Raw genomic sequence first — 22,707 nt, forward strand, 5'->3', positions numbered from 1 at the left:
GGGGGTGAGGGATGGGGATGCAGGCGAAGGTGCGGGATGTTTGGCGGCGGGTTGTGGGGGTTGAGGCTGCGGCGGGGGATGGCGATGCGACCAAGGGGGAACGGAAGACGGCGATGTTGCCTTCGATCCTGAGTCCTTACAATCCGGCGGGGCGGATGGGGCAGAGTGCGCTGCCGAAGCCTACTCCGGCGAATCTGCGCAGGCTGGCGGAGACGCCGGTGGTGCGGCGGGCGATCAATGTGGTGAAGGACCGGATCGCGAGCATGGACTGGCAGATTCGCGTGCGGCGGGGGTATCGCGAGGCGGAGGTGGAGGACGCTGCGGCCCGCATGGCGGTGTTGCGGCGGTGCTTGGAGGAGCCAAACGCGGCGGATAGCTTCCGTGTGCTGTGGGAGCAGGTGCTGGAGGATTTGCTGGTGGGCGGGTTTGGCGCGGTGGAGATGGAGGCGACGGGGGATCTGCTACGTCCCTTTCACCTATGGGCGGTGGATGGGGCGACCATCCAGATCGATGGACGGTGGGATGGGAGTGCCGACAAGCCGCGCTATGCGCAGGCGACGGGCCGGCTGGGGGCGGCTGGCCTGGTGCCGCTGCGCGACGACGAGTTGATGTATGTGCGGCTGAATCCGCGCACACACTCTTCGTTCGGGCTGGGGCGGCTGGAGGTGGCCTTCGAGACGGTGAACCAGTTTCTGTCGGCGAGCCGGTATGCGGGCCGCCTGGCAAGCAACTCGGTGGTGCAGTATGCGCTGTGGCTGAACGAGGCCACGCCGGAGCAGCACGACCGGCTGATCCGCTGGTGGCAGGACGAGATCGAAGGGACGGGGCGGGTTCCGCTGCTGAGCTGCGAGCAGAAGCCCGAGGTGCTGCGCTTCGCGGGCGGCACGGATGCGGACCTGCGGCTGGCCTGGCAGGAGGCGCTGATTCGCATGATTGCCAATGCGTTCGATCTGCCTCCCATGCTGCTAGGGCTGCAACAGGATGTGAACCGCTCGACGGCGGCGGAGATGGCGGACGAGGCGTTCCAAAGCGCGGTGGTTCCGGTGGCCAAGCTGCTGCAGGAGCACATCACGCGCGATCTCTTCGCGAAGAAGCTGGGCTGGCGGGAGTTCGAGTTTTGCTTCAACGAGCTGGAGAGCCGGGACGAGTTGGAGGAGGTGCAGATCCAGGCGGAGCTGCTCCGGGCCGGAGTGTTGACGGTGGATGAGGTGCGGGCCATGCGCGGCTTGTTGCCGCTTGCGGCGGCGGAGGTGGCGCGGTGAGGGTGAGCTTCGACAACCTGGATGGACGTGGTGCGGTGGACTATACGGGGCACATCTGCGTCGATGGGCCAGTGAAGATCGACCGCGCGTTGAATGCGCCTTCGCGGTGCAGTGGAATGGTCGCGGTGGGCGGAAGCACGCTGGCGGCGCTGGTACGGCGGGCGCGGGTGGTGGTGACCTCGGACGATGGCACGGCTCTGTTTACGGGGTATGTGGCGACGGAGCCGCAGCAGATCTATGCGGGCACGGGAACGACGGGGCCGGTGTATCGCACCGCCTTCAGCGCGATCAGCGATGAGTGGCTGCTCGATAAGCAGAGCGTCGCGACGAGTGGCGCGGGGCTGGGGCAGTCCGGCGGACAGGTGCTGACGACGCTGACGGATCGTGTGGACGCGGGGTTGTTTACAACCCAGGGCGTCGCGGCTGGGAGACAGGTTGGGGTGTTTCAGCCGGAGCCGACGCAGAACTGGTCGGAGAATGCGAGCGGCGTTGCGGCAGGCGCATATGCGGCGTACCGGGTGTTGGATGGCGCTTTGACGCTGCAGTCGGTGGGGACGGTGACGCATCCCTTGAGCGACGGCGATGGCACGTTGCAGATCGCGGCGTTGAGCCTGGGTTCGGTGAAGGAGCTGGCCAACGACGTAACGGTGAGCGGCGAGTTGGAGCCGGACGCGTATGTGAGCGAGCTGCTCATGGGCGATGGGACGACCGCGGCGTTCCAGTTGGCGGAGGCGCCGTTTCGTCCGAAGGCGGCAGGGAAGAGCTCTCAGTTGCTGTCGGAGAGCTTCGACCTGGGCGTCTTCGATGCGCGGGTGTGGACTGTGACCGATGGAGGGTCCCATCTGGGCTTCGGCGCGAACGGACTGGCGATGACGGGCGGCAACGGCCTCGACGGGCAGACGACGCTGACGGCGATCGATCCGGTCGAGATGGGTGGGACGCTGGTGGTGGAAGCCGGAAGCCTGCGTCTGGATGCGGCGAGCGATGGCGTGGTGTGCGGGCTTTATAGTGGTGCTGTTTTGAGGGAGAACTGCTTCGCGGGGTACAACGTCCGGCAGAGCGGAGGCTCGACGCTGGTGGTGCCGTTTGTGAATGGCGCGGAGGTGGGCACTGCGCTGACGGCGTTGCAGGGCCACGCCTATACGCTGCGCATCCGGCTGCACTGCGTGGAGACCGAGCGGGTACAGCAGCTCTACTACGCGCTGGTGGATGGCGTGGTGAAGAGCTTTGGCGGGGGCCTGGTGGATGCGCCGATGATGGTCGTCTTTGAGCTGCAGGATCTGGGGGTCTCGTCGAATACGCCGGCCACGGTGCTGTACGACGGTGTGGTGACGGTCTCGCCCGCGACCTGCGGCTTCGCGGCGGTGAACAGTGTGCAGCTCTTCGGGTCGATGGGGTACTGCCGGGTGACGCAGGCGGGCTCGGCGTGGGTTAGGAGCACGTTGCCAAGCGGAGTGACTGGAACGCGGCTGATCGGCGTGGCGGGCGAGGGCGTCGACTGCATGGTAAATAGCACTGGATTGGTTACATTCCTGGCGGGCCGGATTCCGGTGGCGGGCGAGATTGTAACCGTCGCGTATCGCCGGGGCAGGCGGGCGGTGGCGCGGCTGGAGGATAGCGCAAGTGTCGCAACGGAGGCAGCGGGCGGGATGCCGGGCGCGGCGCGCTGGCTGGGGAAGGTGTTGCGGCCTGCGGCGCGCAGCTCTGTCGACTGTGAGAGCGCGGCGCTGGCGATCTTGAGCTTTGCGTCGAGCCGTGCGGCGGCGATTACGGGGAGTTACGAGGCGACCAATCCCGCGGACGTGTGGCCGGGGGATGTGCTGGCTCTGACGCGAGGCGGGCAGACGACGAATGTGCTGGTGCGGCGCGTGGGGATCGTGGACCGGATGTCCGCTCCTGAGGCGCTGACCTACCGCATGGAGTTCGCCAACGACTGGGCGGAGGGGTTGGGGTTGAGCTTGTCCGAGGCGATCGCGGAGGATGCGCTGCTGCCGGAGACCGCGCTCAGCGCACCGGGTGCCGCGCTGGCGAACCTGCAACTGCTGCAGGTGGTGAGCTCTACGGCGACCGTGTTGCAGGTGGATACGGGGACGGCTCCGCCTGCGGGTGGGGGCTTCGAAGTGCGGCGGCGGGATTGGGACTTCGAGCCGGGCGTGGATCAGGACCTGGTGCTGCGCAGCCCGGTGCGGAGCTTCGCGATTCCACGGGAGGGGCAGGTGGAGCGGTACTACGTGCGGATGTTTGATGGATCGACGCCGCCGGTGTACTCACGATTTTCAAGTGCGGTGTTTACGAATCTTCCGGTCGGGTAAGGCTGGAGGTTGGAGAGTGGAGGTGGGATATGACGGAGTTCGAAGGGCAGGTATTGGCGGAGTTAAGCGTATTGCAGAGCCAGATGAAGCAGTTGCTGGGGGTCGGGCAGCCGGGCAGGCTGACGCAACTGGAGGAGCGTGTGGAGCGGCACGAACAGACGGTGCAGCGGATGAAAGGGTTGGCCGGGGCCTTCGGCGCGGTGCTGACGATGATCCATCTGGCCATCGATATGCTGCGCCGCTAAGGGGAGGAGCACGATGGACTTTGATTTTATGAAGTTGTTTCTGCGGGCAGTCGCATTGGTGCCGGATGTGATCCATAGGACCGAGGCGCGGTTTGGCGAGAAGACGGGGGTGCAGAAGAGGGAGGCTGCGGTAGAGATCGTAGGGGCCGCGATCGATGTGGCGAATGCGGTGTCGCTGAAGCATATCGCCGATTCGGGCCGCTTCACGGAGGGCCTGGGCCGGATCATCGATGGAGTGGTGGAGTGTTTGAACGCGAGCGTGTGGATGAAGTCGTAATGGGGTGTGGCCGGTGGCCGAGGTGGTGGCCTGAAACCGTATAATCGGGCCATGAGCGCCGATCCATTGGGTCCATTGGTTGGAGTTGTGATGGGAAGCCGTAGCGATTACACCGTGATGCGAGCTGCGGTGGAGATGCTGCGGGAGTTTGGCGTGGCGCATGAGGCGCGGGTGGTCTCCGCCCACCGTACCCCGGACCTGCTGTTCGAGTACGCGGAGAGCGCGGTGGATCGCGGGCTGCGGGTGATCATCGCGGGAGCCGGTGGTGCGGCGCATCTGCCGGGAATGCTCGCGGCGAAGACCATCGTGCCGGTGTTGGGCGTGCCGGTCTCGGTGACGGCGTTGCAGGGGATGGACTCGCTGCTGAGTATTGTGCAGATGCCGAAGGGGGTTCCGGTAGGGACGATGGCGATTGGCGCGGCGGGTGCGGCGAACGCGGCGTTGCTGGCGGTGGCGATGCTGGCCGCCGCGGGCGATCTGGAGCTGCGGGCGAAGCTGGTGGCGTGGCGTGCGGCACGGCGCGACGAGGTGCTTGCGCAGGGTCTGGACGACCTTGCCGAGCTGGAAGTATCAACCAAAAAGGCCGGTGCTTAAGCGTGTCTGGAATTGAGAGAACAAAACCTATCCTTCCGGGTGCGACGATCGGAATCTTTGGCGGCGGGCAGCTAGGCCGCATGACGGCGATGGCGGCGCGGGGCATGGGCTACCGGCTGCTGGTGCTGGATCCGGATCCGGCTTGTCCGGCGCGGTTTGTGGTGGACGAGTGCATCGAGGCCGGGTGGGACGACAGCCGCGAGGCGGCGAACCTGGCGCGGGCCTGCGACGTGGTGACGCTCGAGATCGAGCAGATCGCCCCGGCGAGCATGGCGGCGGCGGCGAACTTCGCTCCGGTGAGGCCGGGGGGAGAGATGCTGGCCATCATCCAGAACCGCGTGGAGCAGAAGAACTGGCTGCGGCGCAATCGCTTTCCGATAGGAGACTATCGGGCGGTGAACTCGCTCGAAGAGGTGCGCGAGGCGGTGGCCGCGCTCGGGGGCCGTTGCTTCTGCAAGAGCGCTACCGGCGGATACGATGGCCGCGGGCAGGGCAAGGTGGGCTTCAAGCCCGGCGTGCCGGTTGAAGACGAGGTGCGGGATGCCTGGGCGGCGCTCGGCGAAGGCCCCGGGGTCGTCGAGAAGGCGGTCGATCTGGAGCGCGAGATCTCGGTGCTGGTGGCGCGGTCCCCGGCGGGCGAGGTGAAGGTCTATCCGGCGGCGTGGAACCATCATGAAGAGCAGATTCTCGCCTGGAGCGTGATGCCTGCGCCGCTTCCGGTGACGATGGCCGTGGAGGCGAGTGTGATCGCCGAAGCGATCGCGGATACCTTCCAACTGGAAGGAATTCTCGCCGTCGAGATGTTCTGCACCACGGAGGGCCAGTTGCTGGTCAACGAGCTCGCGCCGCGGCCACACAACAGCTACCACTCCAGCGAGCGAGCCTGCCAGACCAGCCAGTTTGAGCAGTTGGTGCGGGCGGTGTGCTGTCTTCCGCTGGGCGATGTGGAGATCGTGCAGCCGGCGGCGATCGCGAATCTGTTGGGCGACCTCTGGATGGATGAGGACGGTCCGCGTGAGCCGCGCTTCGATGCGGCACTGGCGGTGCCCGGGGTTCGACTGCATCTGTACGAGAAGCTGCAGCCGCGCAAGGGAAGAAAGATGGGGCACCTCTCGGCGGTGGGCAGGACGACCGAGGAGGCCGTGGATCTGGTGCTGCAGGCGAAGGCGCTGCTGTAGAAGGGTATTTCGGACAATAGGACAAGAAGAAGCGCGGCAGGCTCGATGAGCTTGCCGCGCTTTTTTCGTTTCGGTGAGGAGAGATTGGACTAGCCGATGTCTTCGGTCCAGTTCTCGAGGTAGGCTTTGAAGTCGGACATGAACTTGCCTGCGTCCGCGCCGTCGACGATGCGGTGATCGAAGCCCAGCGTGAAGCGCTGGATCGAGCGGATCGCAATCGACTCCTGGCCGTCCTTGTCGGTGACGACCTCGGCTTCCTTGTTGAGGCCGCCGATGCCGAGAATTGCCGCCTGCGGCTGAGCGATGATCGGCGTGCCGAACTGCTCACCGAAGATGCCGGAGTTGGTCAGGGTGAAGGTCCCGCCCGAGACCTCGTCCGGAGCGAGCTTCTTGTTGCGGGCGCGGTCGGCGAGATCGACGATGGAGCGAGTGATGCCGAGGAAGTTCTTCTCCTCGGTCTGCTTGATGACTGGGACGATCAGGCCCCACTCCAGCGCGACGGCGATGCCGATGTTGATGCTCTTGTTATAGAGGATGGCCTCGCCCTGCACGGCGGCGTTGACGATGGGGTGCTTCTTCAACGCGACGATGGCGGCGCGGGTGATGAAGGGCATGTACGTCAGCTTCACGCCGTTGCGCTGCTCGTACTTGTTCTTCTCCTTCTCGCGCAGCTTGACGATGCGGGTCATGTCCACCTTGAAGACGGTGTGGACGTGCGGGCTGGTGCGCTTCGACTCGACCATGCGCTGGGCGATGATGGCGCGCATGCGGGTCATGGGGACCACTTCGCCGGGCAGAGGCTGCGCTGCAGCCGGGGCGGCGGGCCTGGCAGGTGCAGGAGCCGATGCAGCCGGAGATGGCGCTGCCGGAGCGACGGCGGCGGGCTTGGCTCCGCCTTCGAGATGGCCGACGATGTCGCTCTTGGTGACGCGGCCAGCGGCTCCCGAACCCGGGACCTGGGTGAGGTCGACGTTGTTGTCCTTGGCGATCTTGCGGACCAGCGGCGAGGAGCGGACCTTCTCGCCCTCAGAGGCCGATGCAGCCGGCGCGGATGCCGCAGGGGCCGAGGCGGCCGGAGCAGCCGCAGCCGGGGCAGCAGGCTTCGCAGCCGGAGCACCCGCGCCACCGCCGATGACGGCGACCACGGTATTGATCTGAACGGTGGTGCCCTCGGTGACCTTGATCTCGGTGAGGACGCCGGCGACGGGCGAGGGAATCTCGGCGTCGACCTTGTCGGTCGAGATCTCGAAGATCGGCTCGTCGCGCTGGACGGTGTCGCCTACCTTTTTGAGCCACTTGGTGATGGTGCCCTCGGTGATGGACTCGCCCATCTGGGGCATGACGATGTCGGTTCCCGGACCGGCTGCTCCTGGACTGGCAGAGGCGGGCGGATTGCCCTGCGTGGCGGCGGGAGTATCGACGGCTGCCGGGGTCGCGGTATCGGCGGCGGGGGCAGCGGCTGTCTCGGCCTTGGCCGGGGTGGGGGTCGGAGCGGCAGCGCCGGAGGAGGCTCCCTCGGCGATGGTGCAGACTACGGTGTTGATCTGAACGGTGGTTCCCTCAGCGACCTTGATCTCTTCCAGGGTGCCCGCAGCGGGCGAGGGAATCTCGGCATCGACCTTATCGGTGGAGATCTCAAAGAGCGGTTCGTCCCGCTGAACGCTGTCGCCTGGCTTTTTCAGCCACTTGGTGATGGTGCCTTCGGTGATGGATTCGCCCATCTGGGGCATGACTACGTCGGTCGGCATGAGGGTCCTTATCCTGGTTGTACTTAGCACTCAGCGCGGCATAATGCGATCAAGCCGCGCAATTCTGGATTATAAGTCGGTCAGTGGATAACTGGCATGTTTAGCCGATAATCGGCAGTGGGTGGGATGGCACGATCAACGGTCCGGCGCTGAACCTGAAGGATCGGCACCATTTAGCAATCGCCGGATGCGTTATTCGTCCTTCGCTGCGACTTCCAGGGCGGCTCGATCCCAGTGGGCAAGGTTCGCGGCCGCCTCGTAGGTGCTTTGCAAAAACTGAAGCAGGGCAGAATCCGGGTCCGCGGACTGGCGCAGCTCTTCATATGGCAGGACGAACTCGCCCAGCTTCGGGTCGAAGAAGGCCTGGGCGGGCGCGATTGCGCTCTCGGCATAGCCGGGCGGCTCTGGATAGGCGTAGCTGTAAAAGACCGCCTCCATGCCGGGCGCGCCGGGCCAGAATCCGCAGCTACTGACCTCGTGCGAATAGGCGTCGCGGGTAACGTGATCGGGCAGGCCAGCCATGCTGGGGTGCTCCGGCGCGGGACGGCCGGAGAAGCGCGTGCAGGCCAGATCGAGCGCTCCCCAGAAGAGATGGATGGGGCTTACCTTGCCGGTGAAGCGGGCGCGAAAGAGGGTGAAGACCCGCGTGGTCTGCAGCAGAATGCGCCAAAAGCGTTGCGCGGACTCAGGGTCGTACGCCTGGTGCGTCTCGTCCTTCTCAAAGGCGATCGGCTCCGCGACCTCAACCGGCATGTGCCAGATGCTGACGGGGGTACCAAGGTCTTCGAGCGCGGTCATCACCTGCTGGTAGAACGCCGCGACGGTCATGGGCTTGAGGGGCAGGGTGCTGCGGTGGCCCTCGCTGGTCTCCAGCACCAGCGTGTGATCGATGAAGTCGAAGTCGATCTGCAACATACGGGTGCCGTACGGCATGGGCGAGGTGGTGAGACCGCGCACCGTGGGGTAGAGCGTTACGTTCCAGGTATGGTTGATCTTAGGCATCAGTGCGAGCCGAACCTTACCCACGATCTGCATCCAGAGCTGCAGGGTGGCGCAGGTCTCACTCCACGCCGCCTGGGGAAGAGCGGGCCAGATGTCATCGGGACGGTTTGGCATATCGAGTTCGGTCGGCTGCATGGTTTTCGGCCCAAGAGTAACACGCGGAAGAATCAGAGAGATGAACCGGATCACAAAGTTCTTGCCTTTCATGGCCCTTGCTGCTGGGGTGCTTGCCATCTCCTGGTCCGCGATCTTCGTACGCTGGACACGCATGCCGGGCGTCGCATCCGGTTTCTACCGAATGCTCATCGCCGCCGCTGCTCTCTGCACCATCCTGTTGGCCCGGAGAGTCCATCACGGCGCGATCTCTCGCAAGATGCTGCTACTCGCGATCTTAGGAGGGGTCTTCTTCGCGACAGATATCGGGTGCTACAACGTAGCCGTCTTACAGACGGGCGCGGGCAGCGCGACCTTCCTCGGCAACAACGCGCCTCTCATCGTCGGTCTCTTCACCTGGCTGCTGACAAGAAACCTTCCCTCACGCAGCTTCTGGGTGGCCTTGCTCCTGGGATCGATTGGGGCCTGGTTGATCGTCTACGCCGATCACATCCACGCTCCCGCGAGGACCCGGGGTGATCTGCTTGCCACCTTTGCGTCGGTGTGTTTCGCGCTTTATCTTTTGGTGACGGAACGTGCCCGCGAACAAATGGGAACGCTGACCTTGGTCTCGCTCTCCACCATCGCGAGTACGGTTGTTCTATTTTTGTTTGCGATCGGTACGAAGACCAGCCTGGCGATTCCGTCTGGATCTTCGTTGGCATCGCTGCTGGGCCTAGGCGTCGTCTGCCAGCTCGCCGGATACCTCTGCCTGACGTACGCACTCGGACATCTCCCCGCAACCATCTCGTCCGTGGTTCTGCTGGCCGTCTCACCCCTCACTGCAGTCTGGGCGTTTCTTTGTTTCGGCGAACAAATGACGCCGCTTCAATGGTTCGGAGGATGCCTCATTCTCGCGGCAGTGTGGCTCGCGGGCAAGATGAAGGATAGAGCAGGCCTGCGGCGTGCGCCCACGATTCAGATAGGCGAGTAATCAACGACCGCCAAACTGTATTGGCGCGAGCTACTTGCGCGGCCCGCTCCGAACAGGCGCCGCAGCCTGGGAGAGCGCGGCCTGCACCGTCTGATCGATAAGGTTAGGGTCATCGACGTTCACGCACCCCTTCTCGCTTACGACGAAGAAGGTCGGAGTATGGTAGACGCCGATGCGTGTCCCAAAGGCTCTGTCCGCGTTCACTTCGCGGGTCAGCGTATCGTTCGGGTCGATCACAAACGGTACGCTCTGGCCGTGACTTTGAAACCACCTGCGAGTGAAGTTGGAGAGGTCGTCCTTGCTCGCAATCCGCGCCTGCGAGGCGAAGATGTCGCGCCGCTCGGCGGCTTCATGAGGAAGGTCTCCTTGTATCTGCCGTTCCCTGAGGAAGTTGGTTGAGCGAAGGAGGGGAGGCAGGCGCAGATCACAAATACCAACGTCAAAAACTTCTTCATGGATGGAGCCCTCTGGGGACTGATTTTAGCGGTCCACTTGACCGTCGGCGAGCGTCTTTTTATCAGCCTGCTCAGCAGCAGGTTACTGCTCGCCCGCAGCGACGCCTTCGAGGCCGCGCGTAGGATCGAGCAACGCCTCCACCGACTCGCACCACAGCATCTGCCGTCCGAAGACCCACCCGAAGTTGCGGCTGACGGAATTACCTGCGGATTCCATGGTCGGCTGACGCTCTGCCGGATCGTCCGAGTCGACCTCCAACTCCAGGCTCGTCACCTGCCGTCCCGTAAGCCCGCAGGGGATGATCCAGTCGAAGTCGCGAAGATCGGTCGTGACGTTCAGAGCAAAGCCGTGCGAGGTGACGCCTTGCGAGACGTGCACGCCGAGCGCCGCGATCTTCTTCTCGGGAATACTTCCTCCCGCGATCGTCCACACGCCGGTGAGCTTGGGGATGCGCTGGGCCATCACGCCGAAGTCGCCGCAGGTGCGGATCAGAACCTCTTCCAACAGGCGCATATAGTCCACCGGGCCAAGGTGCGGACCCTTCTTGCCCGGCAGGTCGCCGCGCAGGTCCACGATAGGGTATCCGACCAACTGGCCAGGGCCGTGATAGGTCACATCGCCGCCGCGGTTGATCTCGTGCAACTCCACTCCCCGGCTGGCGAGAAGCTCGTCGCTGGCGAGGATGTTGGAGCGGTGGGAGTTGCGTCCCAGGGTGATAACGGGAGGGTGCTCCAGCAGGAGGAGCGTGTCGGCGATGACGTTCTGCTTACGCGCCGCGATGACCTGCTGTTGGATCGCGAGACCTTCGACGTAAGAGACGCGGCCTAGATGGAGTAAATGAACGAACATAGGATCTAAGGGACGAGAGGATTCTGCCAACGAAGGCCGGGAAAACGGGAAAAGTCCGAATCGGTCGTGTAGAGGGTTCCGTCAAACTCCAACACTAAAGCTGCGAGCTGGGCGTCAGTGACGAACCGCCCGTTGGCTTCACTCTCGATCAGGATCTCGCGAAGCAACTCCCAGTGAGTTTCGCAGGGCGAGAGCAGGCGAACTGATGGTAGATGAAACCATGTGTCTACGATGTCGATCGCTTCAGCCATGCTTAGCCGGGCGCCCGGTAACCCAACCTGAGTGAGAATCCGCAGGAAGGCGCTTACGCTTTGGAGCGGAAGCCCCACCTCACGCTCAGTGGATAGAACAGATTCTAGCCACGCACGAGCCCGGTGATGATTTCCGGCGGCTGGATCGTAAGCATAGATCAGGAGATTGGCATCGATGAGGATCACCGGTGTAGAGGTCCTTCGATCTCCTCGAGCAACAAGCTGACCTTGTCGTAGTTAAGATTCTGGGGAAGACCCGTACGAAGGGGCTTCACGACAAAGGGAGTCATCGGTGCGGACTTGTTATCGGGAAGAAGCTCTGGAACCGAGATATACCGTACCTTTGTGGACGCGGGTTCTGTGCGATGGGCATCTCTCGTAGCAGCCAGATAGTCGAGAATTGCAGATTTGATATTCTCGATCGCCTCTTCCTCGGTCTCACCTTGCGACGCGCAACCCGGCAGCTCTGGGCATGCGACAGAGTATCCCTCGCCGAATCGAACGAGTTCGACTTTATAGGTCATCGCACCCTCCAGAGACAGTATAAAAGAAGCGGAAAAAGCCGTATTCAACTGAGGTTTGCAAAGATTGCAAGCTAATCCACCGAAATGCATCCAGAAACGCAACGAAGCCGAGCACCAAGTGCTCGGCTTCGCCGTTACGGACTTGGTTTTCCTAAACGTTGATCGGCATGCCTTCCACGCTGCTGAAGGCATCCAGCAACGCCTCCGCTACTGTCGGATGGGCGTGGATGGTGAACATCATCTCCTCGACCGTCGCCTCCAGCTCGATGGCCGTAACGGCCTCTGCGATGATCTCGGTCGCATACGGCCCGATGATGTGGACGCCCAGGATCTCGCCGTACTTCGCGTCCGAGACGACCTTCACGAAGCCGTCGTGCGCATCGACGATCGTCGCCTTGGAGTTGCCGACGAACGGGAACTTGCCGGTCTTCACCTGGTAGCCCTTCTCCTTGGCCTGCGTCTCGGTAAGGCCGACGCTGGCGATCTGCGGATCCGTATAGGTGCAGCCCGGGATGCGCGTGCGATTGATGGGACGAGCGTACTTGCCGGCGATCTTCGCGGCGACGACCATGCCAGCCATGCTGCCCACATGCGCCAACTGCGGCAGTCCGCCGACGATATCGCCGATGGCATAGATCCCCGGCTCGGTCGTCTCCATCCACTCATTGGTCATGATGAAGCCGCGCTCCGGGGTGATCTTCACCTTATCCAGCCCGATATCGCCGGTGCGAGGCGAGCGTCCGACGGCGACCAGCACCTTCTCCGCCTGCTTGCTCTGCGGCTTGCCGTTCGCGTCGGTCCATGTGACCAGCGCGCCGTCCTTGTTCTTCTCGATCTTGGTGTCCTTGATGGAGAGGTTCACGTCGATGCCGCGCTTCTTGTAGAGCCGCAGCAGCTCCTTGCTGATGTCCTCGTCCTCGACAGGAACGACACGCGGAAGCATCTCGAGGATCGTCACCTCGGCGTCGAAGCTCTTGAAGATCGAGGCAAACTCGACGCCCACAGCGCCCGATCCGATCACCACCAGCGACTTCGGCATCTGCTCGATCTTCAGGATCTCGTAGTTGGTCAGGATGGTGTCGTCGGCCTTGTAGCCGGGCAGCATACGCGCATCGGAGCCGGTCGCCAGCACCACCTTCTTCGCCTTGATGGTGTCGGTCTTGCCGTCGTTCAGCTTCACGTCGATGGTGTGGATACCGTCCTTGGCCGACCCGGTCAAGCGGCCATAGCCTTTGATGGCGTTAATCTTGTTCTTCTTCATCAGGAAGTCGAGACCCTTGGTGTGACGCATGATCACGTCATCCTTGCGCGCCAGAACGCCCTTCCAGTTCAGCTTCGGAGCGGTCACGTCGATTCCGTAGCGGTCGGCGTGCTTCAGATGGTCCCACAACTCGGCGGTGAAGAGCATCGCCTTGGTAGGAATGCAGCCCCACAGCAGGCAAGTGCCGCCCAGGCGCTCATTTGCATCAATCAACGCAGTCTTCAGGCCGTACTGCGAGGCGCGAATCGCGCAAGTGTAACCAGCCGGACCACCACCAAGAACCACAACGTCGTAGATCGTATCTGCCAAGAGAATCTCCAATCCTGAACTTATAGCAACCCTATAATTTTACCTCCGCTGAGAAAAAGCTGGTTTTCGATAGGGAAACTGACTGGCGGACGCCAGGATTTGGCGCGATACTAGGTTCATGGCGAGCGCTACCCTCATCCCGGTCAGCGAGTACCTGAACACAACCTACAGGCCGGACTGCGACTATATCGACGGCGAAGTAAGGGAACGGAACGTGGGAGAACGGCCACACGCACTACTGCAGGGAATCTTCTTAGCGATATTCCATGCGAATCGGCGCACTTGGAATATCGTTGTCCTTCCAGAACAGCGAGTCCAGACCTCGAGAAATCACTACCGAATCCCAGACGTCTGTGTCCTGCGCCGTTCCGACCCCGTCGACGCCATCGTGAAGACCGCCCCGCTCATCTGCGTCGAGGTGCTGTCGCCCCGCGATACGATGAGCGCGATGCAGGAGCGCGTCGATGACTACGCAAGCATGGGCGTCGAGCACATCTGGCTGGTCGATCCCGTCAGCCGCCACGCCTACGTCGCTACCCGCGAGGGATTTCAGCAGCCCGCGAATCAGGAGTTCACCGTGCCCGGAACGCCCATCCGCGTTCCACTCAGCGAGATCTTCGCCGAGTTCGACGAGATGCAGACCCAGTCCTAGCTGCTCCCTCCGCGCCAGTCTCATAAATTATTGCGAAGCTCCCCCTCCCCACGAGAGTACCGATCAACGCCAACTGCGGTGCCATGGCAATAACTCCCAACAGGCCCAGCAGCAGCGAGACATGGAAAAGACAAAGCGGCGACATCCAGCGCTAGACGGCATTCGTCTAAGCCTCTAAAGAGATTCTGCGGAAGGCATACGCCTTTCGCCAGGCCTTGGAGGTTGGAGTGTCGGTATACGAAAGTGATCTATCGCGGCTCGTCGATGAATTGAATCGTTCCATGCCTGGAACCAAGGCGGATAAGAGGACTTCTCTCGATACGCTCCTCGCCCAGGCCGCTGAACAGAACGCCTCCGACATCATCCTCGTCGCCGGCTCTACTGTCACATTGCGGGTGAACGGATCGCTGCTCATAGCGTCCGGCAAGACCCTGTCGCCAGAGGACCTTCGCAACCTTCTGCTCCCGCTCCTGACCACCGAACAAGCCAGCGAGCTCGATAGCAGCAGAGCCCTGGACTTCTGCTTCGTTCGCGGCTCGACCGGGCGATTCCGGGCCAATGTTCACTACCAGCGCGGCACCCTCGCGGCGAGCATCCGCGTGCTGCCCGCGCAGATCCCGACCATCGAGTCTCTTCATCTCCCTTCGGTCCTCGCGCGACTGACCGAACGCCGCCAAGGCCTGGTCCTGCTCACCGGCCCCACCGGATGCGGCAAGACCTCGACGATGGCCGCGCTCATCGACCGCATCAACGCCCGCCGCCGCGACCACATCATCACCATCGAAGACCCAGTCGAGTACCAGCACGCGAATCGCAGCTCCATCGTCGAGCAGATCGAGGTCGGCCACGACACTCCCAGCTTTCCTCAAGCCGTTCGCGCCGTCCTGCGCCAGAACCCCGACGTGATCCTGGTAGGCGAGATGCGCGACAGCGAGACCATCGCGGCCGCCCTCACCGCCGCCGAGACCGGACACCTCGTCCTCTCCTCGTTGCACACCAACGACGCCGCCCAGACGATGTCCCGCATCCTTGATAGCTTTCCCGCCAGCAACCAGTCTCAGATTCGCCAGCAGCTCTCCCTGGCTCTTCTCGCAGTCATCGCGCAGCAGCTCGTCCCTGCTATCGGCCATGTAGGACGTTATCCCGCCGTCGAGATCATGATGGCGACTCCCGCGATCCGCAACCTGGTTCGCACCGGCCAGGACCACCAGATCCGTTCCCACATCTCGACAGGCCGCGCAGAGGGCATGATGACCATGGACCAATCCCTGGCGGAGCTGGTCCGCGCAGGACGCATCTCACGAGAGACAGCCTCCGCCCACTGCTATCACCCGGAAGAGCTACGCTCCCACCTGAACGATCCCATGCTCTCCATGTAAGACGGCACAAAGGAAAGGGCCGCCGGCAGAATCGCCAACGGCTCTTCACAAGCCCATCATCCTAATGACAGTACCCGACTCAGAAGTCCGTGGAAGCGGAGAGTGTCTTCCACTGGTCCGTCTCTTTTGCGACGAAGGCGTTCTTTTCAGCGATCGTAGCTAACGCGTCCGTACCCAGCGGCAGACGCAGCGGCGGATTCGCGGCATTTGCCAACTGCACGAGTGCTGCGCCAATCTTGGTCGGATCGCCGGGCTGCTGATGGTTATGGCCGACGGCAAACTCACGAATCTTGCCTACGGTTCCCGCATAGTCCGGCATCTGGGTCTTGGTCGAGACCATCGAGCTGGCGTCGAGAAAGTCCGTGCGGAAGTATCCAGGTTCCACAATCGTCACATGAATCCCCAGCGGCGCGACCTCTGCATGCAGCGCCTCCGAGATTCCCTCCACCGCGAACTTGGTGGAGCTATAGACGCCCCACCCAGCCACCGACGCATAGCCACCGATCGAGGAGAGGTTGAAGATGTAGCCCGAACGCCGCTCCCGCATGCTCGGCAGGACCGCCCGCGTTACGTTCAACAGACCGAAGACATTGGTCCGGTAGATCTTCTCTACCTCCGTCCCGCTGCTCTCTTCGACTCCTCCCAGCAGCCCGTAGCCTGCGTTATTCACCAGGACATCGATGCGTCCGAAGTGAGCGAGGGCAAGCTTCACAGCCTCTTGAACTCCCTCCTCGTTCGTTACATCCATCGCGACGTTGAAGACATTGTCTTGTTTGCCGAGGTAATCCAGAGTCTCGACCTTCCGGGCCGCGGCGACCAACTGGTCCCCAGCGGCTAGAACGGCCTTTGCGATCTCAGCTCCAATTCCTCGGGAAGCGCCTGTAACCAACCATACTTTCTGCGACATGGACATCCTCCTATAACGAAATATCTTCGATCCCGTCGCCACCATCGATCTGCTCCATGCTCCATCTACAACTGCTCGCAAATGGGCATTGGCGCGATCTCAGAAGAATACGTTCAGGGGATCTTCGAGCATGTCGTGGATGGCCTACGCTCGCAAAAAAGCTACGCACCGCAGATAAGCGTACCCATCCGAAGAATCCCAGATAACGGGCGAAACGGAAACGCCAACATCTTACTCGTTCCACTGAGCGGGCATCTCTATGGGCGGAATAAAAGGCGCAAAGACGTGTCCCTACACAATACGCGAGCGCGTAAAACCCACCATGCATCACTGCTTTGAATCACTGGAATGCAGAAAGAGGAAAAAATGTCGTCTGAAATTTTAACCAGCGTCCTCGAAGATTGGGCGAGCCTCTGGTCCACATCCGACGCAGCGGAAAGATTCATCTCCCTCTTCACCGACGACTGCGTCTACGAGGATGTGGCGTTGGAACATGTAATGAACGGAAAGAGCGAGATACAGCACTTCTATCAGCAGACCAGAAGTGCCTTCCCCGACTTCAAGGTCACACTCGAGTCCCAAATGGCCACGGGAAGCCAGGGCGCGGTTCAATGGCTCATGACAGGAACGCAGCTAGGCGACTTCCCTGGAATCCCCGCCACCAAGAAGTACGTCTCAGTCCGGGGAGCCAGCATCTTTGAACTCCACGAAGGCAAGATCAAAGGCTGCCGGGACTACTACAACCTGGCCGCCATGTTCAAACAGCTTGGCGTTTAAATCGTCCGCCCACGTAGGTGGTCTTCTTAGAAAGAAGACCACCTACCCCAGCACCTTCGCCGCATCCTTCGCAAAGTAAGTCACGATAAAGTCCGCTCCCGCCCGCCGAATCGACAGCAGCGACTCCATCATCGCCCGCTCCGGCTCCAGCCATCCCCGTTCGAACGCCGCATGCAGCATCGCGTACTCACCCGACACCTGGTACGCGCCCATCGGCAGGTCGAACCGCTCCCGCGCCGCGCGAATCACATCCAGATAGGGCATCGCCGGCTTCATCATCAGCATGTCCGCGCCCTCCGCGACATCCTGTTCGATCTCGCGCATCGCCTCGCGCATGTTCGCGCCATCCATCTGGTATCCGCGCCGGTCGCCGAACTGCGGAGCCGAGTCCGCCGCCTCACGAAACGGTCCATAGAACGCCGAGCTGAACTTCGACGCATAGCTCAGAATCGGCGTCTGATGAAATCCGCCCGCGTCCAGCGCCTCGCGAATCGCCGCCACCCGCCCATCCATCATGTCCGAAGGAGCGACGATATCCGCTCCCGCTGCGGCCTGCGACGCCGCCGTCTTCGCCAGCAGCGCCACGCTGGAGTCGTTCTCCACCTCAAAGTGATCGCCATCCCGCGTAACAATTCCGCAGTGCCCATGTGAGGTGTACTCGCACACACAAACGTCGGTGATCTGCAGCAGCGAGTCCAGCTTGCGGTTGCGCTTCATCGCCCGCACCGCCGTCTGCACGATGCCGTCGTCAGCCCACGCCCCGGAGGCCTGCTCATCCTTCTCCGCCGGCAGGCCGAACAGCAACAGCCCGCCGATCCCCAGCGCGGCGCACTCCTCGGCCTCCTTCAAGGCCTCATCCACCGACAGGTTGAAGACGCCCGGCATCGAGGTGATCTCCTTGCGAACACCCTCACCGGGGCACAGAAACAGCGGATAGACCAACGCACTCGGATGAAGGTGCGTCTCGCGAACCAGCGACCGCATCGCCTCGGTCCGGCGCAGACGGCGCAGACGTGTAGCAGGAAAGTTCATACCAATAGTCTACGAGGTCGCGCCGTTTACAGGCCACAGCCACGCACTCTGCGCGATAATCAGCGCAGCCGCGTTAGCTGCGATCCGCAATCGCGTCGAACTCCGCGCCCGACTGCGCCGGAGCCAGCACCCACAGCGTATAGATCCCCAGTGCGGTTCCCAACACCGGCTTGAACAGCGCCAGAACCGCCGCAACGATCGCCAGCGTCCTACCCCAGGGCCTTCGCGTCAGTAGCCCATAGCCCACCAGCAGCGCCAGCCCAGTCACAATCACCGTATAGATCGCTACGAAGGGCACCAGCGCAGCCAACCACACCGGCCCATGCTCCCAGTGGCCTCCATAGGGCCATCCGCCGTTGATGAAGCCGCCAAACCCTCGCATCGACGCCATCTGCAGGAAGAACATTCCCGCTAGCCCGCCGATCGCCCGATACGCTCCATACACGCACCACAGAATCCCCAGCGCCTGCAGATTCCGTTGCACACGAGGCGTCACTAGGGCCTGCATCGGATACATCGGAGGTCCATACCCCGCCGCCTGCTGCTGTCCCGGCATCTGTGCACCAGCCATCTGCGGCCCAGCAACCTGCGCACCGCACTTCGGACAAAACCGTCCCTCTCCCGCTATCGCCGTTCCACACGCCGGACAGACCATCGCATACCTCCAGGGTCGAAACCCGCGTTCTCCTCCAGGCCCATGTACCACCGTTGTTACGCAACCCAGCCAGTCCCGGTTCCCTTCCTCGTCTCTGCGTACAGCTATGACGCCACGCGGGCACGATGCCAGGCGGTTACGATGATAGACGTGAACCCGCTGGATCTGCTCCCCCAAATTCCGTCTCCCCTCCACGAATCGAGCGCCGTTTCCCTCGAGTGGCCGCGCCTCCGCGACCACATCGCTGGACGCACCTTCTCGCCCCTCGGCCGCGCCTGGATCCTGGCCCTCGAGCCCTGCGCCGACCTCCCCTGGATCGACCAGCAGCAGCAGCGCACCGCCGAGCTGCGCCGCATGCTCGTCGCCGGAGGCAGCTTCGACTTCCGTGGCCTCTTCGACCCCACCACGCTGCTCGAGATGGCCAGCATCGACGGCGCGGCCCTAGAGTCCATCCAGATCCGCGACCTCCTCGAAGTCGTCGAGCGCGTCGCCGCCTGGCGCAACCTCGTCGACCCCGCCCCCAACGCCACCCGCTACGACTGGCCCGCCATCGCCGCGCTCTCAGCACCATTGCTGGATCACGACTTAGCTCCGCTCCTGCGCCTTCTGCGCGGCAAGATCGAGCCCGACGGCAGCCTCAACGACGACGCCTCCCCCGAGCTCCGCCGCATCCGTCGCGCGATGGAGCGCCAACACCGCGCCATCGAAGACAGCCTCCGCCGCTCCCTCCGCGCCCTCTCCGACGGCGGCAGCACACAGGACGAGCTCATCACCGTCCGCGGCGACCGCTTCGTCATCCCCGTCAAAGCCGAGTTCAAACGCAAAGTCCCCGGCGTCATCCACGGCTCCTCCTCCTCCGGCCAGACCGTCTTCGTCGAACCCCTCGAGACCATCGAGCAGAACAACGAGCTCGTCCGCCTCCTCGACGAGGAGCAATCCGAGATCCACCGCATCCTCGTCGCCATGACTCGCGCCCTCGGCCAGAACGCCACAGCGATCCACCTCGGCACCTGCATCCTCGCCGAGATCGAATCCCACGCCGCCCGCGCCCGCTTCGCCGAGACCCTCAACTGCACCCGCCCCATCTTCACTGGCACCAATGCGGGTGCCCCATCCTTTGCAGCTTCATCGCAAAGGGTGGGGTATTCGCTCGAAGAGCGAACCGTCTCTTCCGAACCCTCCCAAGCCTCAGACTCCCAACAGGCCACCCTCTCCCTCACCGCCGCCCGCCACCCCCTGCTTGAACTCCGCATGCAAGCCGCCGCCCGCGAAGCCGACACCGCCCCTACCACACCCGTCCCCCTCACCATCATCCTGCCCCCCACAGCAAAGCAGCTCATCATCAGCGGCCCCAACACCGGCGGCAAGACCGTCTCCCTCAAGACCCTCGGCCTGCTCTCCCTCATGGCCCAGGCAGGAATCCCCGTCCCAGCCGAAGAGGCGAAACTCCCCCTCTTCACCAGCGTCTACGCCGACATCGGCGACGCCCAGTCCATCGAGCGCAACCTCTCCAGCTTCTCCGCCCACGTCGTCAACCTCGACCGCATCTCCCGCGAGGCCACCGCCGACTCCCTCGTCCTGCTCGACGAGCTCGGCTCCGCCACCGACCCCGAAGAGGGCGCAGCCCTGGCCGTCGCCATCGCCTCACACTTCCTCGCGCTCAACGCCTGGTGTTGCATCACCACCCACCTCACCTCGCTCAAGGTCTACGCCGCCAACCATCCCGGCGTCCTCAACGCCGCCGTAGGCTTCGACCAGCAGACGCTGACCCCCACCTACCAGCTCCGCCTCGGAGTCCCCGGAGCCTCCGCCGGACTCAACATCGCCGCCCGCCTCGGCCTCCGTGCGGACATCATCGCCGCCGCCCGCGCCCAGATGACCACCCAGACCGCCGACATCGGAGCCTTCCTCGACTCTCTCCACGACCAGCTCACCGCAGCAGCAGCCGAGCGCGAGAGCCTCCGCCTCCGCGAGCAGGAGCTCTCTCGCGAAAAGGCCCGCGTCGAGGTCGAAGGCCGCGTCGAACAAAAGGCCCGCACCCGCGAGCTCGAAGCCAAGCTCAACTCCCTCATGGAGGACTTCGCCTACCAGCTCCGCGAGACCGTCAAAGCCATCGACGACAAAACCATCGCCCAGAAGATCTCCCGCGACTCCGACCTCCGCATGTCCCGCCTCCGCCGCGAGTTCTCCGAGCAGTTCAACTCCACCGTCGTCGCCCACACCACCCGCGCCGACAAGAACGACCCCCGCGCCCAGCCCCACATCCCCAAGGGCATCAAGGTCGGCGACCTCGTCAAGCTCAAATCCCTGGGCCGCCAGGCCCGCGTAGACCGCGTCATCGACCCCAAGAACTTCGAGGTCTCCATGGGACCCATGAAGATGCGCGCCGCCATCGACGACATCGCCGAAGTAGAGACCGTCAAGGTCGCCACCCCTCTCGAAGCCGCCCGCCGCAGAGGCAACGTCACCGTCTCCACCTCGCAGAACTCCGACTACCTCTCCTCCGAGATCAACGTCATCGGCCGCACCGCCGACGAGGCTCAGTCCGAGGTCGAGCGCTACCTCGACCAGGCCTTCCTCGCCGGCTTGCCCCGCGTCCGCATCGTCCACGGCACCGGCATGGGCGTCCTCCGCCGCACCCTCCGCGAATACCTCCGCAGCCACCCTCACGTCTCCGAGGTCACCGAAGCCGCCCAGAACGAAGGCGGCCAAGGCGCAACCCTAGTCGAACTAAGACAATGACCCAAGAAGCAGCACAACGCGGGTGCCCCACCCTTTTTGCAGTTTCATCGCAAATAGGGTGGGGTATCGTGCAAAGCACGACCGCCTTCCTCGCTCCGCCAACACCGTAAAGGCTCGTCCTCCTCACCCAACCCAAACCGCCCGGGTGCCCCATCCTTCGCGCCTCTGTCTCTAGCGAAGGGTGGGAGAGTAATCCCTCAGCACCCCAAATCTACTGCAGAGCAAGCGCCCCATACCGCCCCGCACCCTTCCAAAGCCTCGCCACATCCCACAACAACTTCCCCACACTGATCGCCAAAGCAACCTTAAATCCAAGATTGACCGCAGAGTTGATCGAAGCAAGCCTCCCCGCAAAGCTAACATCGCCCGAAGGCACAAAGTACGTCCGCGCCTGCACCATCACCGCCAGCGCCCCAACCCCAACCGCCTCGATCACCAGCGCCAACCCCCGCTGCCATCGACGATTCCAATGCAGCAGCGCGGCAACCTTCAACACCAACTGCAGCAAAGTCAACACCACAATCTGCAGATAAAAAATCCGCCACTCCGGCGACAACCCCGCCGGCATCGACCGCAGATACTGCAGCCCCGGCCCCAGCAACAGATAAGGCTTGAACGGCACCGCCAGCAGCCAGAACCACAGCAGCCCGGTCACGATCACATCTGCCATCCGCGTCGCGAACGTAGGCGACTTCCCCTCATCGCTCACCGGCGGCAGCTTCATCGGATCCCAATTCCTCCCCCAGCTCGACCGCATAGGATACGCCGCCAGCGCAAACTCCAAACCCACAAACACCAGCGTCACCACCGTCCAGAACATCAGCGCCACACTCGGAAAGCGCAGCAGCGCCTCGCCCATCCGTTCCACCGCCGACTCCGCCATCACCGCCCCCATCGCCTGTACGATGGCATAGACCAGCACCACCAGCGGAAACCCACGCCGCAGCGTGAACCAGTAAAACGGAAACAGCGCCGGCCCGATCAGCGACCGCTGCGGCAGATACCGAATCGCCACCAGAATCGGCGTTCCATGCCGCTTCAGCAGGGCAGCGACCTCCGCATCCGTCAACGCACGCCCGCGCTCCTCCGCCTGATCGTCCACCTGCGCCAGCAGATTCGCCCGCAGCTCCGCCAGCGTATCCTCCCGGCGCTTCGCCGGCAGATATCGCCCTACCGCCTGCAGATACCGTTCCAGTAGATCGTTCATC

At 63.2% G+C, this 22,707-nt stretch carries 22 protein-coding genes; 11 read left to right on the forward strand and 11 right to left on the reverse strand.

Going from position 1 to position 22,707, the window contains the following annotated elements; genetic code table 11:
• Positions 1 to 11: 11 nt before the first annotated feature.
• The 6 genes from HB393_RS10985 (at position 12) to purK (ending at position 5,868) form a co-directional block, all read left to right on the forward strand.
• A complete protein-coding gene (locus HB393_RS10985) occupies positions 12 to 1,262 on the forward strand; it encodes a phage portal protein (RefSeq protein ID WP_213805218.1) in 1,251 nt (416 codons plus the stop codon).
• The gene (locus tag HB393_RS10990; protein WP_213805219.1) at positions 1,259 to 3,574 is read left to right on the forward strand and encodes a hypothetical protein; all 2,316 of its coding nucleotides are present in this window, start codon (positions 1,259 to 1,261) and stop codon (positions 3,572 to 3,574) included. The genes HB393_RS10985 and HB393_RS10990 overlap by 4 nt, the downstream gene beginning before the upstream one ends.
• A gap of 29 nt (positions 3,575 to 3,603) precedes the next feature.
• Positions 3,604 to 3,819: a hypothetical protein gene (locus HB393_RS10995; RefSeq protein WP_213805220.1), complete on the forward strand. Its 216-nt coding sequence runs from the start codon at positions 3,604 to 3,606 to the stop codon at positions 3,817 to 3,819.
• Between the two features lie 13 nt (positions 3,820 to 3,832).
• Positions 3,833 to 4,096, forward strand: coding sequence for a hypothetical protein (locus tag HB393_RS11000; RefSeq protein ID WP_213805221.1), 264 nt, complete (start codon positions 3,833 to 3,835; stop codon positions 4,094 to 4,096).
• A 66-nt stretch (positions 4,097 to 4,162) separates the two neighbouring features.
• Positions 4,163 to 4,690, forward strand: a complete 528-nt coding sequence (gene purE, locus HB393_RS11005; RefSeq protein ID WP_345945162.1) for a 5-(carboxyamino)imidazole ribonucleotide mutase — start codon at positions 4,163 to 4,165, stop codon at positions 4,688 to 4,690.
• Positions 4,691 to 4,692: 2 nt separating this feature from the next.
• A complete protein-coding gene (purK, locus tag HB393_RS11010; RefSeq protein ID WP_345945150.1) occupies positions 4,693 to 5,868 on the forward strand; it encodes a 5-(carboxyamino)imidazole ribonucleotide synthase in 1,176 nt (391 codons plus the stop codon).
• An 89-nt stretch (positions 5,869 to 5,957) separates the two neighbouring features.
• Here purK and sucB read toward each other — a convergent pair whose 3' ends face one another.
• A complete protein-coding gene (gene sucB, locus HB393_RS11015) occupies positions 5,958 to 7,616 on the reverse strand; it encodes a 2-oxoglutarate dehydrogenase, E2 component, dihydrolipoamide succinyltransferase (RefSeq protein WP_213805223.1) in 1,659 nt (552 codons plus the stop codon).
• Positions 7,617 to 7,808: 192 nt separating this feature from the next.
• A complete protein-coding gene (locus HB393_RS11020; protein WP_255550987.1) occupies positions 7,809 to 8,753 on the reverse strand; it encodes a DUF5996 family protein in 945 nt (314 codons plus the stop codon).
• A 40-nt stretch (positions 8,754 to 8,793) separates the two neighbouring features.
• Here HB393_RS11020 and HB393_RS11025 point away from each other — a divergent pair, with 40 nt between their 5' ends.
• Entirely contained in the window at positions 8,794 to 9,705 is a 912-nt protein-coding gene (locus tag HB393_RS11025; protein WP_213805224.1) for a DMT family transporter, read from the forward strand.
• 30 nt (positions 9,706 to 9,735) lie between these two features.
• Here the strand turns inward: HB393_RS11025 and HB393_RS11030 are convergent, their stop codons facing one another.
• From HB393_RS11030 to lpdA, 5 genes are all read right to left on the reverse strand, one after another.
• Positions 9,736 to 9,942: a hypothetical protein gene (locus HB393_RS11030; protein ID WP_213805225.1), complete on the reverse strand. Its 207-nt coding sequence runs from the start codon at positions 9,940 to 9,942 to the stop codon at positions 9,736 to 9,738.
• 300 nt (positions 9,943 to 10,242) lie between these two features.
• Positions 10,243 to 11,010 (reverse strand): lipoyl(octanoyl) transferase LipB, encoded by a 768-nt coding sequence (gene lipB, locus HB393_RS11035; RefSeq protein ID WP_213805226.1) that lies wholly within the window; start codon positions 11,008 to 11,010, stop codon positions 10,243 to 10,245.
• A gap of 5 nt (positions 11,011 to 11,015) precedes the next feature.
• Entirely contained in the window at positions 11,016 to 11,447 is a 432-nt protein-coding gene (locus HB393_RS11040; protein WP_213805227.1) for a TA system VapC family ribonuclease toxin, read from the reverse strand.
• Positions 11,444 to 11,785 carry a type II toxin-antitoxin system HicB family antitoxin gene (locus tag HB393_RS11045; RefSeq protein WP_213805228.1) on the reverse strand — a complete coding sequence of 114 codons (342 nt, stop codon included), beginning with the start codon at positions 11,783 to 11,785 and terminating at the stop codon, positions 11,444 to 11,446. The genes HB393_RS11040 and HB393_RS11045 overlap by 4 nt, the downstream gene beginning before the upstream one ends.
• Positions 11,786 to 11,936: 151 nt before the next feature.
• Positions 11,937 to 13,355: a dihydrolipoyl dehydrogenase gene (gene lpdA / locus HB393_RS11050; protein WP_213805229.1), complete on the reverse strand. Its 1,419-nt coding sequence runs from the start codon at positions 13,353 to 13,355 to the stop codon at positions 11,937 to 11,939.
• 118 nt (positions 13,356 to 13,473) lie between these two features.
• Here lpdA and HB393_RS11055 point away from each other — a divergent pair, with 118 nt between their 5' ends.
• Both HB393_RS11055 and HB393_RS11060 read left to right on the forward strand, forming a co-directional pair.
• Positions 13,474 to 14,007, forward strand: a complete 534-nt coding sequence (locus tag HB393_RS11055) for a Uma2 family endonuclease (RefSeq protein ID WP_213805230.1) — start codon at positions 13,474 to 13,476, stop codon at positions 14,005 to 14,007.
• A gap of 227 nt (positions 14,008 to 14,234) precedes the next feature.
• Positions 14,235 to 15,386: a PilT/PilU family type 4a pilus ATPase gene (locus tag HB393_RS11060; protein WP_213805231.1), complete on the forward strand. Its 1,152-nt coding sequence runs from the start codon at positions 14,235 to 14,237 to the stop codon at positions 15,384 to 15,386.
• Between the two features lie 79 nt (positions 15,387 to 15,465).
• Here the strand turns inward: HB393_RS11060 and HB393_RS11065 are convergent, their stop codons facing one another.
• Positions 15,466 to 16,293, reverse strand: coding sequence for an oxidoreductase (locus HB393_RS11065; RefSeq protein WP_213805232.1), 828 nt, complete (start codon positions 16,291 to 16,293; stop codon positions 15,466 to 15,468).
• 366 nt (positions 16,294 to 16,659) lie between these two features.
• On the opposite strand from HB393_RS11065, the gene HB393_RS11070 reads away from it, so the two are divergent.
• Positions 16,660 to 17,070 (forward strand): ketosteroid isomerase-related protein, encoded by a 411-nt coding sequence (locus tag HB393_RS11070; protein WP_213805233.1) that lies wholly within the window; start codon positions 16,660 to 16,662, stop codon positions 17,068 to 17,070.
• A gap of 42 nt (positions 17,071 to 17,112) precedes the next feature.
• On the opposite strand, the gene hemB is transcribed toward HB393_RS11070, so the two are convergent.
• Positions 17,113 to 18,102, reverse strand: coding sequence for a porphobilinogen synthase (gene hemB / locus HB393_RS11075; protein WP_213805234.1), 990 nt, complete (start codon positions 18,100 to 18,102; stop codon positions 17,113 to 17,115).
• Between the two features lie 73 nt (positions 18,103 to 18,175).
• A complete protein-coding gene (locus HB393_RS11080; protein WP_213805235.1) occupies positions 18,176 to 18,757 on the reverse strand; it encodes a zinc ribbon domain-containing protein in 582 nt (193 codons plus the stop codon).
• 141 nt (positions 18,758 to 18,898) lie between these two features.
• Here HB393_RS11080 and HB393_RS11085 point away from each other — a divergent pair, with 141 nt between their 5' ends.
• A complete protein-coding gene (locus HB393_RS11085) occupies positions 18,899 to 21,499 on the forward strand; it encodes a Smr/MutS family protein (RefSeq protein ID WP_213805236.1) in 2,601 nt (866 codons plus the stop codon).
• A 211-nt stretch (positions 21,500 to 21,710) separates the two neighbouring features.
• Here the strand turns inward: HB393_RS11085 and HB393_RS11090 are convergent, their stop codons facing one another.
• Positions 21,711 to 22,706, reverse strand: a complete 996-nt coding sequence (locus tag HB393_RS11090; protein ID WP_213805237.1) for a hypothetical protein — start codon at positions 22,704 to 22,706, stop codon at positions 21,711 to 21,713.
• Between the last annotated feature and the right edge of the window lies 1 nt (position 22,707).

Source organism: Granulicella sp. dw_53 (genome assembly GCF_018449545.1).
In the GTDB taxonomy this organism is placed as follows: Bacteria; Acidobacteriota; Terriglobia; order Terriglobales; family Acidobacteriaceae; genus Edaphobacter.